Annotated in this window: 14 protein-coding genes; 9 read left to right on the top strand and 5 right to left on the bottom strand. The window is 61.7% G+C overall.

From position 1 onward, the window contains the following. Positions 1-879: an ABC transporter ATP-binding protein gene (locus tag G7Y31_RS11390; protein ID WP_165010010.1), complete on the bottom strand. Its 879-nt coding sequence runs from the start codon at positions 877-879 to the stop codon at positions 1-3. 118 nt (positions 880-997) lie between these two features. Here G7Y31_RS11390 and trhO point away from each other — a divergent pair, with 118 nt between their 5' ends. After that, positions 998-1,927 carry an oxygen-dependent tRNA uridine(34) hydroxylase TrhO gene (trhO, locus tag G7Y31_RS11385; RefSeq protein WP_165009890.1) on the top strand — a complete coding sequence of 310 codons (930 nt, stop codon included), beginning with the start codon at positions 998-1,000 and terminating at the stop codon, positions 1,925-1,927. A gap of 27 nt (positions 1,928-1,954) precedes the next feature. Here trhO and G7Y31_RS11380 read toward each other — a convergent pair whose 3' ends face one another. The 3 genes from G7Y31_RS11380 to G7Y31_RS11370 form a co-directional block, all read right to left on the bottom strand. Then, a complete protein-coding gene (locus tag G7Y31_RS11380) occupies positions 1,955-2,434 on the bottom strand; it encodes a hypothetical protein (protein ID WP_165009888.1) in 480 nt (159 codons plus the stop codon). A 54-nt stretch (positions 2,435-2,488) separates the two neighbouring features. Then, positions 2,489-3,508: a universal stress protein gene (locus G7Y31_RS11375; protein ID WP_165009885.1), complete on the bottom strand. Its 1,020-nt coding sequence runs from the start codon at positions 3,506-3,508 to the stop codon at positions 2,489-2,491. A gap of 115 nt (positions 3,509-3,623) precedes the next feature. Beyond that, entirely contained in the window at positions 3,624-4,112 is a 489-nt protein-coding gene (locus tag G7Y31_RS11370) for a MarR family winged helix-turn-helix transcriptional regulator (protein ID WP_165009883.1), read from the bottom strand. A gap of 216 nt (positions 4,113-4,328) precedes the next feature. Here G7Y31_RS11370 and G7Y31_RS11365 point away from each other — a divergent pair, with 216 nt between their 5' ends. From G7Y31_RS11365 to dnaB, 8 genes are all read left to right on the top strand, one after another. Then, positions 4,329-4,727, top strand: a complete 399-nt coding sequence (locus G7Y31_RS11365; protein WP_196823575.1) for a DUF5318 family protein — start codon at positions 4,329-4,331, stop codon at positions 4,725-4,727. A 242-nt stretch (positions 4,728-4,969) separates the two neighbouring features. Beyond that, a complete protein-coding gene (locus tag G7Y31_RS11360; protein ID WP_165010005.1) occupies positions 4,970-7,123 on the top strand; it encodes a transglycosylase domain-containing protein in 2,154 nt (717 codons plus the stop codon). 3 nt (positions 7,124-7,126) lie between these two features. Beyond that, positions 7,127-8,497 (top strand): glycosyltransferase family 87 protein, encoded by a 1,371-nt coding sequence (locus G7Y31_RS11355; protein WP_165009881.1) that lies wholly within the window; start codon positions 7,127-7,129, stop codon positions 8,495-8,497. Next, on the top strand, positions 8,494-8,694 hold the full coding sequence (locus G7Y31_RS11350) for a hypothetical protein (RefSeq protein ID WP_165009879.1): 201 nt from the start codon (positions 8,494-8,496) through the stop codon (positions 8,692-8,694). The genes G7Y31_RS11355 and G7Y31_RS11350 overlap by 4 nt, the downstream gene beginning before the upstream one ends. A gap of 170 nt (positions 8,695-8,864) precedes the next feature. After that, positions 8,865-9,155, top strand: a complete 291-nt coding sequence (gene rpsF, locus G7Y31_RS11345; RefSeq protein WP_196823668.1) for a 30S ribosomal protein S6 — start codon at positions 8,865-8,867, stop codon at positions 9,153-9,155. A 42-nt stretch (positions 9,156-9,197) separates the two neighbouring features. Next, positions 9,198-9,782 (top strand): single-stranded DNA-binding protein, encoded by a 585-nt coding sequence (locus G7Y31_RS11340; protein WP_165009875.1) that lies wholly within the window; start codon positions 9,198-9,200, stop codon positions 9,780-9,782. Positions 9,783-9,836: 54 nt separating this feature from the next. After that, positions 9,837-10,289 (top strand): 50S ribosomal protein L9, encoded by a 453-nt coding sequence (rplI, locus tag G7Y31_RS11335; RefSeq protein ID WP_165009873.1) that lies wholly within the window; start codon positions 9,837-9,839, stop codon positions 10,287-10,289. A 721-nt stretch (positions 10,290-11,010) separates the two neighbouring features. Then, the gene (gene dnaB / locus G7Y31_RS11330) at positions 11,011-12,471 is read left to right on the top strand and encodes a replicative DNA helicase (protein ID WP_165009871.1); all 1,461 of its coding nucleotides are present in this window, start codon (positions 11,011-11,013) and stop codon (positions 12,469-12,471) included. A 48-nt stretch (positions 12,472-12,519) separates the two neighbouring features. Here the strand turns inward: dnaB and G7Y31_RS11325 are convergent, their stop codons facing one another. After that, entirely contained in the window at positions 12,520-13,083 is a 564-nt protein-coding gene (locus tag G7Y31_RS11325) for a VanZ family protein (RefSeq protein WP_165009869.1), read from the bottom strand. Between the last annotated feature and the right edge of the window lie 32 nt (positions 13,084-13,115).

Genomic DNA, 13,115 nt, shown 5'->3' with positions numbered 1-13,115 from the left:
CTAGCTCACATACTTTCGGAAAAGATCGGAGAGGTCAGGGATAATTCGATAGAAACCATGCACGTCACCGGCGTTAACGGCTGCGTGGAGTGTAGGTTGCTCAGCTTCCGGGCTGGGAAGCTCCACGGTGACGTGCGTGTCTGACTCCTCCAGGACTCGGACGCCTTCGGGATACCAGCCACGCGAAGTGGTGAGCACACGGTAGACCAAGGGGCCTTGATTTCGGAGATCTGCAACGGGCCCTTCTGCCGCTAGGGTGCCACCGGAGAGAATCCCGATCCGATCACACATGCGCTGTACTAGATCTAGCTGGTGTGAAGAAAAGATAATGGGGACACCTAACTGGGCTTTCTCTTTGAGAATCTCGCTCATGACTTCTACCGCCAGCGGGTCCAAACCAGAGAAGGGCTCGTCGAGGATCAGGAGCTCGGGGGAATGGACCAGTGAAGCAGCTAACTGCACCTTTTGCTGGTTGCCGAGGGACAAGGAATCAAGCTTATCGTTCATGCGCTCCCCTAGCCCCAAGCGCTCCAGCAGCTGTTCTGTCTGCGCGCGAGCCGCTGGACCGTGCAATCCATGAAGCTTAGCCAAAAAGACGAGTTGCTCCGCGATTTTCTCCTTGCCGTAGAGCCCGCGCTCTTCCGGCATGTAACCAATACGCCGCCGAACATCATCATCCACTGGCCGCCCACCGAACAAGACCCTTCCAGAATCTGCAGCGAGGACGCCTATCGCAATGCGCATGGTGGTTGACTTACCAGCACCGTTGGATCCCACGAATCCGAAGATCTCTCCCGCGTTCACAGCAAAGGATAGCTGGTCCAGGACTTTCTGTGGCCCGAAGCTCTTCTCGAGCCCCTCAAATACCAGATTGGAAATGTTGTACTCCTTAACATCATGAAATCCGCCCGGACTGGCTAGAGCCCTAGGTAGTCTCCCACGTTAGTCCGCCGCCGCAATTTCGAGCCCGCCGCCGCGCGGGCATAGGATGAAGGGCGTGAGCATCGGCAAAATTCTTCTGTACTACTGCTTTACTCCCATCGAGGATCCGGCCGCAGTCATGCTGTGGCAGCGCACCCTGTGCGAGTCCCTGGGGCTCAAGGGGCGCATCCTCATTTCCCCGCACGGTATCAATGGCACGGTGGGCGGCGATATGGCTGCGTGCAAGCGCTACGTGCGGGCTACGCGCGAGTACCCGGGCTTTAAGAAGATGGAGTTCAAGTGGTCCGACGGCAGCGCGGCAGATTTCCCACGCCTGTCGGTTAAAGTCCGCGAGGAGATTGTGGCCTTCGGCGCGCCGGGCGAGCTCAAGGTCGATGAAAACGGCGTGGTGGGCGGCGGCGTGCACCTCAAGCCGGAGGAGGTCAACCAGCTGGTGGCAGACCGCGGCGGGGAGGTGGTCTTCTTTGACGGCCGCAACGCCATGGAGGCTGAGATTGGCAAGTTCAAAGGCGCGGTGGTTCCGGACGTGCGCACCACCCACGATTTCATCCGCGAGCTGGAGTCCGGCAAGTATGACTGGATGAAGGACAAGCCGGTGGTCTCCTACTGCACCGGCGGAATCCGCTGCGAGATTCTCTCTGCTCTGATGCTCAACCGCGGTTTCAAGGAGGTCTACCAGATCGACGGCGGCATTGTGCGTTACGGGGAGAAGTACGGCAATGATGGCCTGTGGGAAGGCTCCATGTACGTCTTTGATAAGCGCATGCACCACGAGTTTGGTCAGGGCGTGACGGACCCGGGCTTTATCCAGCTGGGCCACTGCGTGCACTGCCAGGCTGCAACCAACACCTTCCACAACTGCATTAACGAGGACACGTGCCGCCAGCAGGTCCTCATCTGCGACGAGTGCGCGCAGCACGTGGCCACCCAGCATTGCGGCCGCCCCGATTGCGCCGAGGTTGCCGCCGCCCTAGTCGCGCCTTAGCTGGTCCCGGGGAGTTGGTTGAGGGAGTTAGGCTGCAAAGAAGGTGTCGTAGAGGACCTGCAGGACGTCGATGGCCCAGATCATGAAGTGCAAAGTCAGCGCCCAAAACACTCCCATCCAGGCGCGCCAACGCAGGTAGCGGTTGAGTTTGCGCAGCATGATCACCCCGGAACCCACCACGCCGAGCAGCGGGAAGAAGATGGCCAGACCCATCCACACCGAACGTGTGGTGGTGGTGCACAGCCAGGCGGCATCGCCGGACTCGCACCACGGCCCGGGGAATTGCCGCAAGACGAGTAGGGAGCCCAGGCCGCACACCAGTGATGCCACCACAATGCTAATCAGGAACCAGAGTGCCTGGCGGGAAGACTTGCGGTTTTGTTCGGCCAGCCAGGCGGGGTCGGGGGCATCGGCAAGATCGTCAAAGGAGTGCGGGGCCGGCGGGCGCTTATTGGTATAGTCCGCGTCCGAGGACAGGTCATTTTCCGGGTGGTTAGGGTAGGTCATGCGTTTCCTCCCTGGTTGGCGTGGTTGCGGGTGTAGCCGGAGTGTGGCCGCAACTTATTGGGCAGCTGGGTGCACCAGCACCGGGACGGGCAGGTGCGGCAGAATCTCTGTGGCAGTCGAGCCCAAGAATACCCGCGCCAGCGAACTCATGGGGCTTGAGCCCAGCACCATGATGTCGCTCTTCTTCCACTTGATGGCATCCACCGCGCCGCGCCAGCCGGTGCCAATGCCAATCTCCGCGGAGACGTCAATCTGCGGGAACTCATCCGCCACCAGGTCGCGGGCACGGTCCATGGCGGCCAGCGAGTGCTCGCGCCAATCGGAGGTCAACTGCTGCGCGACGCTGAGCTTGTTGTGGAGTGGGGCTTGTACCAGGCCGGACGGTGAAAAGGCGATGATGCGCAACGGCACCCCCAGGCGCACCGCAAAAGCAGCAGCGGCCCGCAGCGCGGCGGTGTCGCCCTGTTGGTGTTCCTCAGTAAAGGCGAAGTTGACGCGCTTGATGCCGTTCTTTCCAAACTTCAGCCCCCGCGGGGTCAGCCCCAGTGCCACCGGCGAGTAGTGGAGCAGCGCGTCCGCCGTGGTGCCCGCCAGCAGGCGGTGCTTGGGTGCGGATTGTTCGGGGCTGAGCAGGATGAGGTCTGCGCGGAAGGCAGCGGCGGCATCGGTAAGCAACTGCGGCTGGTTGGGGCCATCATGCAGCAGGGAGAACTCCTTGGCGCACTGTTGCTTGTCGATGCCACTTTCCGCCAGCCTTTGCTCCACCTCCACCGCGCAGGCGGCGGCCTCTGCCCGGAACCACTTCTTGTACTTCCCGCCCAGCTTGGACAGGGAGGTCGTGGACCAGGGCTGGATGAAGGTGGACAGCACCTGCAGATGAATGGGCGTGGTGCGCCCGAGCCAGGCGGCGTAGTCGATGGCCTCCGCGCGCGCGGCTTTATGGCTAGCGCCAGCATCCGAGCCTGTCGCGCTGGGGGTGCCGGGAGTCCAGGACACCAGAATCCGCAGCGGGAGCTCCGGATCCGCCTTGGCGGCTAGACCAAATTCGGCGGGTTGCTTGTGCTTCTTTCCCATGGGAACCACCTAGGCGAACGGGTAGTGGGCCAACGTGTAGCGGCGCTCGGCGGCTAGCAGCCGGGCGACCGGCTAGGGCTGTTCAGCCACGGACTACTAGCAGCCGGGCGACCGGCTAGGGGCGAATCTTGTAGCCCGCAGTCGGGTTGTAGACATTGGCCAGGTGGGTGACCAAGTCTGCGAGAGTGTGGGCCTGTTCCAGCTCCTCCGGCGGCAGCCAGCGCATGATTTGGGCCAGGGCCTCGGAGCGCTCGTGCGAGACGACATCGAGCTCTTCTTCGCCCTTGGGGGTCAGCGCCACCAACACGCCGCGGCGGTCGGTCTCGTCCCGCATGCGCTCCACCAGGCCGCGCATCTCCAACTGGTAGAGGGCGTTCGACGCGGTAGGCATGCGGATGAGCTCCGCCTGGGCAATCACGGACACGCGCGAGGGCCCGCGCGAGCGCAACTGGTTCATGATGGACACCTGGGAGGTGGTCAGGCTTGAGCCCTCTGTGGTGCGCTGGAAGATGACCATCAGCTTGTTAAGGGAAGGCTGCAGACGGGAGGCAACCTTCAGTGCGTCTTCGAAAGTCGAAGGCGATTCAGTTCCTGGTTCAATCATAGAAACTAAATGTAGCGCTAATTTTCTATTCGCGCCACTTTCCCAGCCTGCGGGGGAGATTCAGGGGGTTTTATGGGTTGCCAAGGAAGGGGCAGACGGTGGGGATCGAGGGGGTATCGGCAAGCAAAGCTTGGGAATAAACCTGCAGGCTAGAAGGTTGGGGCAAAGGCTAGCACGCGCCAAGCCCAGCGCAACAACCACCAAGGAGGACGCAGGATGAACGGGGGTAATTTTCCGGGAATCAGGACCAAGCACCACGTCTCCCACGAGTGGGAACGCGCCACTGCGCTGCGGCGGCTGCACCAGGGGAACCTGCGGCGCGAGGATGTCTGCGACGCCGACTTTTTGCTCCGGGCCGCCGCCCGGCACCACGGCGTGGACAGCCCGCGCCCGTGCCCCGTGTGCCAAGCCCCCGCGCGGGTAACCCTGTGGATTTTCGGCGACGCCCTGGGCCGGCGCGCAGGCAGTGCTCGCCCACCGCAGGAAGTAGCCCAGATTGCCCGGGAGCTGGCGGCAACAGCGGGCGCGGCGGCGCAAGAATTTACCGTCCACGCGGTGGAGGTGTGCCCCACATGTCGCTGGAACCATTTGCTAGAAACCGCCACCGTCTATTAAGCGTGTTAAATTTGGAGGTTTAGAAGAGGTAGCGTCCCTGGCCAGGCGACGCGGCAACCGAAGCGAACCCTGAAGTAAAGGCGTAAACGGTGACTGAACCACAAGAATCATCCACCAGCTCCACGGCACGTGGTGGCAGCGCACGTGATGGCGCTGCCCGGGATGGCGCAGCCCGCGGCGGGCGTAAGCGCCGGCGTGCCAAGGAGCAGCAGTCCCGGCGCTGGCCCTGGGTGCTGCTGATTATGTTCCTGGCCATGGTGATTATCCCCCTGGGTCTCTTTGGCTACGCCTATAGCCAATACACCGTGCCCAGGCCGGAGGAGCTGGCCTCCAAGCAAATTGCCACCATTTATGCCAATGACTCCACCACGCAGCTTGCGCGCCTGGTGCCGCCGGAGGGCAACCGTACCCATGTCACCCTGGACCAGGTGCCCACCCACATGGAAGACGCCGTGCTGGCAGCCGAGGACCGCGAGTTCTGGACCAACTCCGGATTCTCCTTTACCGGCTTTGGCCGCGCGGTGGTGGGCCAGCTCAAGGGTGATGACTCCGCGGGTGGTGGCTCCACCATTACCCAGCAGTACGTCAAGAACACCCTGGTGGGCAACGAGCGTTCCTACGTGCGCAAGGCGCGCGAATTGGTCTACTCCATCAAGATGACCCACGAGTGGGATAAGGAGACCATCCTTAACTCCTACCTGAACACGGTGTACTTTGGGCGCAATGCCTACGGCATCCAGGCGGCATCGAACGCGTACTTCGATAAGAACGTCGAGGACCTGACCGTGGAAGAGGCCGCACTGTTGGCCGGGGTTATCCAGGCGCCCTCGGCGTGGGACCCGGCAGTGGACCCGGATGCCTCCCAGATGCGGTGGAATTACGTGCTGGACGGCATGGTGGAAACCGGCGTGCTCGATGCCGCTGAGCGTGCTGGCATGCAGTTCCCCCAGACCCGCAACCCCGCGGAATACTCCGCGTACACGGAGGCCACCGGCGCCAATGGCCACATTAAGAACCAGGTGATTCGGGAGCTGGCCAGCGTAGGCATTTCTGAAGAGGACGTCCAGACCCGCGGCCTGCAGATCACCACCACCATCGACATGAACGTCCAAAACGCCTCCCTGGAGGCCGTGGATACCGCCCTGGCGCCGCTGCAGGAAGATGCCCGCGCGGCCGCAGTGACTGTGGACCCGGCCACCGGCGCGGTGCGCGGCTACTTTGGCGGCCACGACGCCAACGGTTGGGACTACGCCAATGCTCCGCTGCAGACGGGTTCGACGTTTAAGATCATCGGCCTGGCTGCCGCGCTGCAGCAGGGTATTCCGCTGAGCACCTACTACTCTTCCCTGCCCTACCAGCTGCCCGGCACCAACATTGTGGTCAACAACTACGACGGTTCTAATGGCTGCGGCACCTGTTCTATTGCGGAGTCGTTGAAGAACTCCTACAACACCCCCTTCCAGCGTCTACAGGAGGATTTGGAGAATAAGTCCCAGGACACCGCAGACATGGGCCACGCTTTGGGTATTGCGCCGTCGCTGCCGGGCATCGAACACACCTTGGCTGAGGAGGGCCAACGCCCCTTCGACGGCATTATCCTGGGCCAGTACCCCTCCCGGGTGGTGGACATGGCCACGGTGATGGCCACGCTGACCAACGACGGCGTGTGGCATGACACCCACTTTGTCAACCGCGTGACCACCAATACCGGCGAGGTCCTCTACGAGCGCCCGGATGACAAGGGGCAGCGCCGCGTCTCCAGCCAGGTGGCGCGCAATGTTATCGAGGCCATGAAGCCCATTGCCGCGTGGTCCAATGGTGCGCTGGCCGGTGGGCGCGAGTCCGCCGCCAAGACCGGCACCTCGCAGCTGGGAGATACCGGCACTAACCGCGACACGTGGATGATCGGCTCCACTCCCCAACTGGCCACCGCCGTGTGGGTGGGTACCGCGGATAATACTTCCGCCATCTTTAGCGCTTGGGGCGGCAACATGTTTGGATCCGGCGCGCCCACGCAAATTTGGAAGTCCATCCTGGATACCTCGCTGGCGGAGCAGGAGTTTGCCTCCTTCCCGGCTGCTAGCCCGGTCCGTTATGGCACCGGCACTGCGGGCTCTGGCTACTCCGGCGCCCTCTACGGTGCTGGCACCTGGTCCGGCTCCAGTGCGGATACCGCAGGTGCCTCCGCTGCCGATGCTCCGTCTGCCGATGCCCCCGCACCCGCCCCCGAGCCTGCTCCCGCACCGAGCCCTGCGCCTGCCCCGGCACCGGGGGCCGGCGCCGGTGGCGGGGTCGGTGGTGCTGGTGGCGCCGGTGGTGGTGCCGCGGGTGGTGATGGCCTGACGGACTTGGGCGCCCGGCTGGGTGATGCCCTCAATGATCTCCTTGGCCAATAAGCCATGAGTATTTCTGGCTTGGAACGCGAGCCGCTGGCGCGCGGTGTGGTGGAGTTCTTCGGGGGTCCGCGCGGGGTGCATGCCCGCGGGCCGGTGCCTGTACTGCGCTGGGTGCTCAGCGTGGGGTGGGTGTTTTTGGGCTTCGCTTTCCTGGCCAAGGCCAATTGCTCCGGTGGGCGCCGCCTGGAGGATGGCTCCATTGGGCTTAACTGGGCGGGAAGCCGCCAGTACACCTCCTTTTGTTACAACGACATTGTGCCGCTCTACGGCGCCCGCGGGCTGGACCAGCCGGGGTTTGTTTACGCCTACTCTTGGGTAGAGGACGGCACTACGCGCTACATGGAATACCCGGTGCTTACCGGGCTCTTCCAGGGGTTGATGGGCTGGATAGCCCGGAGTACCTACGGCGCAGTGGAGTGGCTGGGGGTGCCGGAAGCCGGCTGGTACTTCACGCTGACTGCCCTGGCGATGTCCCTGATGTGGGTGGCTACCTTGTTTATGTTGAGCCAGCTACTGGGCACCCGCCAATGGGACGGCCTGGTGGTGGCCGCCAGCCCGCTGGTTGTCATGCACGGCTTTACCAACTGGGACATTCCCTCCATCATGCTCGCGGTTGCTGCCCTGGTGGCGGTTAGCCACGGGCACTCTGTCACGGGTGGGGTGTGTATTGGCTTGGGCGCTGCGCTCAAGTTGTGGCCGGTATTTCTTTTGGGTGCGTTCTTTGTGTTAGCGGCGCGCAACCGACGCTGGAAGCAGTTCGGGGCGCTGGTGGCTGGCGCGGGGGCATCGTGGGCCATAGTCAATGCGCCTCTGGCCTGGGCCTACCCGGAAGCCTGGGGTGAGTTCTTCCGGCTCAACTCCACCCGCAGCTGGGAATGGACCACCATCTATGCGGTGGCAGGCCGTGAGTTCGGCTTTAGCGCTTCCCCGGAGGCTATCAACATCTTTTCGCTGGTGAGCTTTGCGTTGGCGTGCGCGGCGATAGCGCTCTTTGGGCTCCGGGTGCAGCGTACCCCGCGCGTGGCGGAGCTGGTCTACCTCATCCTGGTGGCATTCCTGATGCTCAACAAGGTCTGGTCCCCACAGTATTCCTTGTGGCTGCTGGTGCCCGCCGTGCTGGCTCTTCCTCACTGGCGGCTGCTGTTTAGCTGGGCTGTGGCCGATGCCCTCTTGTGGCCCATCCTGATGTGGCACATGCACGGCGTGGACAACAAGGGAGTTCCCGGCGGCCTGCTGGACATTGCGGTGCTGACGCGGGATGGGTTCATCCTGGCCATTGCGTTGCTCATTATTATGCAGATGCTGGGCAAACTTCCGGACAAAGTACTCGCAGCTAACGGATACGACATACTGGCGGGAGATTTCCGGAAATGATCATCACCATCGTGGGTATAGTCTCCATTACGCTGGGCTTCTTTTGCGTCCTGGGAGCCTATTGGGCCTACCAGCGCACCACTACCGATGCCAACCGCCGCCTGCCAATCATCCTGGGACTTCTAGGCCTGCTGTTTTTGACCATCATCCCGGCAACGTCCGCCGTGTTCTTTGCGGCGACGCACGGGCAGGGCTAGGTGGCGGGCGTGGCGCGAGCCGAGGCGCGGGATGCCGGCAAGAAATTTCGGTTTTGACCTGCACATGCGGTATCATTGTCGGGTTGCTTGACGCAACGTACCCTCCTGCCATATCCGCCAAGGTGATATGGCCTAAACCAATTACTAGACCATAGGAGGTGATGAGGTCCGTGCGTCACTACGAAGTCATGATCATTTTGGATCCAACCCAGGATGAACGCACCGTTGCCCCGTCCCTGGACAAGTTCCTCGCCGTCATTCGTGAGGATAACGGCAAGGTAGAAAACGTTGATATTTGGGGCAAGCGTCGTCTTGAGTACCCGATCAACAAGAAGGACGAAGGCATTTATGTCGTCGTCAACCTCGAGTGCGAGTCTGCATCTGTGCTCGAGCTCGACCGTCGTCTGAACTTGAACGACAAGGTTCTGCGCACCAAGGTTCTGCGCATCGACAGCAAATAACGGATACTGGGTACATCAGTAACCAACGTTTAAGGAGAAACCATGGCTCAGGGAGACACCAACATCACGGTTGTTGGCAACATTGTTGCCGACCCGGAATTGCGTTTCACTCCTGCGGGAGCAGCTGTCGCTAATTTCCGTATCGCCTCTACCCCGCGTCGCTTCAACTCGCAGACGAACCAGTGGGAAGACGGCGAGGCAATGTTTCTCACCTGTAACGCTTGGCGCAGCCTGGCAGAAAATGTTGCGGAAAGCCTGACAAAGGGAATGCGCATCATCGTCACCGGGCGTCTGAAGCAGCGCAGTTTCCAAACCCGCGAGGGCGATAACCGGAGCGTCTACGAAATTGACGTCGACGAGGTTGGTCCCTCCCTGCGGTACGCCACCGCACAAGTTAACCGGAACCCGCGTGAGGGCGGCAACGGCAACTACGGCGGTAATGCTTCCCAGGGTGGCAACAACCAAGGTGCTAACAATTATGGCGGCGGCCAGCAGTCCCAGCAGGGTGGTTTTGGTGGAAATCAGAACTTCAACCAGCAGGCACAGCAGGCCCCGGCGAATGACCCGTGGAACTCCGCACCGCCAGCAGGCGGGTTCGGCGGCGCTTCTGATGAACCCCCGTTCTAACCGCTGTTACATGCAAAATTCATCGATTTAAAACTCAAGTGAAAGGCAGGGATCATGAAGCTGATCCTCACCGCTGCCGTTGAGAACCTCGGCGCCGCAGGCGAAATTGTTGAGGTTAAGGACGGCTACGGACGTAACTACCTGCTTCCGCGCGGGCTGGCCATCGTGGCTACCCGTGGCGCTCAGAAGCAGATCGAGGGCATCCAGCGTGCCCAGCAGGCACGCGAGATCCGCGACCTGGACCACGCACGCGAGATCCGCAACCAGCTCGAGCAGCTCAGCGACGTCAAGGTTGCTGTCAAGACTGCTGAGTCCGGCAAGCTCTTCGGTTCCGTTACCGCTGATGACATTGTCACCGCCGTCAAGGCTGCTGGTGGCCCGACCCTGGACAAGCGCATTGTGGTGCTGCCCAAGGGCCTGGTTAAGAAGACCGGCAACTACCAGGTCGAGCTGAAGCTGCACGCTGATGTGCTCGGCAAGGTGAACTTCTCGGTCGTCGCCGCCTAAGCGTCGCACGACGGTTTCCCGCCCACAGGCTCACCGCCACGGCAGGGAAACACAACGACAACAGCACGCCGTAAGGCCCGCGCTGACCACTATGTGAGGTGGTGGATGGCGCTGGGCCTTGCGGCTTTTTCGGCTGCGCCACGTGGTTGTTTCCTCCGGGCAGCGTCTCGTGGTCGCTCATTCGGGCTGCGCCTCTTGGTTGCTCCTTTGGCCTGCGTCTCTTGGGTGCGCTCGCGGTGTGCCCCTCCGCCCGCGCGGGACCTGTGGATAACTGTGAAAATCTGTGGAGAACTGCAGCCCTGGGCGACCCATAATGAACAATTTGTCACTTGGATGTGCGGCGCAAAACCTCCTGCTGAGCGGGTTATCCACTGATTTGGTGTTTCTTTTCACAGGGCCGAAAACCAGCATTGACCTGCGATAACCATAGTGCCTGGTCACGGGCGTGAGGAAGTTATCCACAGTCAGATGGGGAGCAATCCACGCTCAGAGGGGGCCTAAGCTGCGGATTCTACAGGTGGCTGTGGATAACTCACCGGAAAGGAACCCGTTGTCCACAGTCGGGGTGAATTGCACGGGGGCATCGGCAAGCACTAAGCAAGGAGAAGAACGCATGGGGAGCGGAAGAAATAGACGGAAGCAAGGTGGGCTAGAGTGATAAGCTACAGCCGCGCGAGCCGGCGCGGCGAAGTTGCATGTAGGAGAGGGGACGTGAAGCACAGTGACCAATCCCAGCTTTGATGACGGCAGCTACGTGCCACCGGAACCGGAGGAGTCCTTCCCGCCAGAGCCAGCAGAGGAGTTTTCAGGCCGCGCCAGGCGCAATACCGGAAGCCGGGAAGACTACGGCCGCTACAACGAGTTCCGGCGTCCGCCAGCGGATCAAGAGGCCGAGAAGGGTGTGTTAGGGGCCATTTTGCTCAGCCCCAAGGTTGCCGGTGAGGTGGCCGAAATTTTGCGCCCCACGGACTTTTATTATCCGGCGCATACGTTGATTTTTGAAGCGGCGATGGACCTGTTTTCCGCAGGCAAGGACATTGACCCGGTGGTGCTGGGCGACTACCTGGACCGCCATGGCCGCCTTGAGCGCGCAGGTGGAGCACCGTATATCCACACACTGATGCAGTTTGTGCCCACCACTGCGAACGCTCGGTATTATGCGGAGATTGTCGCGGAGAAGTCCGTGCTGCGCCAACTGGTCGACGCCGGCACTGAGGTGGTGCAGCTGGGCTACGAAGCGACCGAGGACGCCGATGTGGAGTCCGTGCTGGACAGGGCGCAGCAAGCGGTATTTAAAGTCTCCAAACGCACCCAGACCGAGGACTATAAGCGGCTGGAGGACTTGATTGACCCCACCATTGACGAGTTGGCCAAACTGCAAGACCGCGGCGGCATGGCGGTGGGTGTGCCTACTGGATTTACGGACCTGGATACGCTGACCAACGGGCTGCACGCCGGGCAGATGATCATTATTGCGGCGCGCCCGGGTGTGGGTAAATCGACGTTGGCCATGGACTTTGTGCGCTCGTGCTCGTTGCACCACGGCAAGACTTCGGTGATTTTCTCCCTGGAGATGTCTGCCTCTGAGATTATGATGCGCCTGCTGTCTGCTGAGGCAGAGATCAAGCTGACTGACATGCGCTCTGGCAAGATGTCGACGGAAGATTGGCGCAAGTTGGATGAGACCATCACGCGGATTCAAGAGTCCCCGCTCTACGTCGATGATTCGCCGAACCTGACCATGATGGAAATTCGCACTAAAGCGCGCAAGCTGAAGCAGCAGGTGGGACTGGACTTGATTGTGCTGGACTACCTGCAGCTGATGAGCTCCGGCAAGAAGGTGGAGTCGCGCCAACAAGAGGTCTCCGAGTTTTCGCGTAGCCTCAAGCTTCTGGCAAAGGAGTTGGAGGTGCCGTTGATTGCAATTTCGCAGCTTAACCGCGGCCCGGAGTCGCGTACAGACAAAAAGCCGCAGATTGCGGACCTGCGCGAGTCGGGTTCGCTGGAGCAGGACGCGGATATGGTCATGCTGCTGTACCGCCCGGACTCGCAGGACCGGGACAATGAGCGCGCTGGTGAGGCCGATGTGATCCTGGCCAAGCACCGCGGCGGGCCCATCGATACGGTGGCCGTGGCACACCAGCTGCACTATTCGCGGTTTGTGAACATGGCGCGCGGCTAGGGCGCCGTTGGCGGTTGGTCTATTGCCGTGCTGGTTCAGTCGGCTGATTCAGACGGCTGGGGTGGTGGCGCTGGCAGGGCTGCTTGCACCGTCAAGGTCTTTGACCAGCTCCGGATTGCCCAGCCGCGGGCCCAGCGCGACAAGGACTGCAAAGACCACGCCCAAGGCGACCGCCAACCACATCCACACCCGGTAGAACCGCGGCCCGCACCACTTGGCGAAGACCGCCCCGATTGCCCCACCCAGGGTATTGAAGAGCAGATCATCTATATCGCTGCGGCCCAGGCTGAATAGGTATTGGGAAACCTCGATGCTCAGGCTTAGCGCTGCTGCCCAGGCGATGGCTGGCCCTATGCGCTCGCGCCACATGAAGAACAACACGCCCACGGGGATGAAGAAGGCCAGGTTCCCGCCGTAGTCAAACAGCGGTGCAAACCAACTGCCCTGTCCTAGGCTATCTAGTGGCACCAGGTGCAGCTCCCGGGCGCGCTGGCGCGCAGGCTCCCAGAGGTAGCCGATGCGATAGAAGGACTTCAAGGTGGTCAGCGCGACCACCACCGCAATATACGCGACGGTGGCGGTGGCTAAGAGCCGACGGTTGGAAGGAGACATGGGCATCTACCCTAGTGCAGCGTCGCGCCACT

Source organism: Corynebacterium lizhenjunii, assembly GCF_011038655.2.
GTDB lineage: Bacteria > Actinomycetota > Actinomycetes > Mycobacteriales > Mycobacteriaceae > Corynebacterium > Corynebacterium lizhenjunii.
This window is presented reverse-complemented; position numbering and strand designations above follow the sequence as displayed.

Bases quoted from the DNA above. Each gene is read 5' to 3' on its own strand.
- G7Y31_RS11355 (WP_165009881.1), top strand. From the start codon at position 7,127: ATGAGTATTTCTGGCTTGGAACGCGAGCCGCTGGCGCGCGGTGTGGTG.
- G7Y31_RS11375 (WP_165009885.1), bottom strand. From the start codon at position 3,508: ATGGGAAAGAAGCACAAGCAACCCGCCGAATTTGGTCTAGCCGCCAAG.
- G7Y31_RS11325 (WP_165009869.1), bottom strand. From the start codon at position 13,083: ATGTCTCCTTCCAACCGTCGGCTCTTAGCCACCGCCACCGTCGCGTAT.
- G7Y31_RS11380 (WP_165009888.1), bottom strand. From the start codon at position 2,434: ATGACCTACCCTAACCACCCGGAAAATGACCTGTCCTCGGACGCGGAC.
- G7Y31_RS11350 (WP_165009879.1), top strand. From the start codon at position 8,494: ATGATCATCACCATCGTGGGTATAGTCTCCATTACGCTGGGCTTCTTT.
- G7Y31_RS11365 (WP_196823575.1), top strand. From the start codon at position 4,329: ATGAACGGGGGTAATTTTCCGGGAATCAGGACCAAGCACCACGTCTCC.
- rplI (WP_165009873.1), top strand. From the start codon at position 9,837: ATGAAGCTGATCCTCACCGCTGCCGTTGAGAACCTCGGCGCCGCAGGC.
- G7Y31_RS11370 (WP_165009883.1), bottom strand. From the start codon at position 4,112: ATGATTGAACCAGGAACTGAATCGCCTTCGACTTTCGAAGACGCACTG.
- G7Y31_RS11340 (WP_165009875.1), top strand. From the start codon at position 9,198: ATGGCTCAGGGAGACACCAACATCACGGTTGTTGGCAACATTGTTGCC.
- G7Y31_RS11360 (WP_165010005.1), top strand. From the start codon at position 4,970: ATGTTCCTGGCCATGGTGATTATCCCCCTGGGTCTCTTTGGCTACGCC.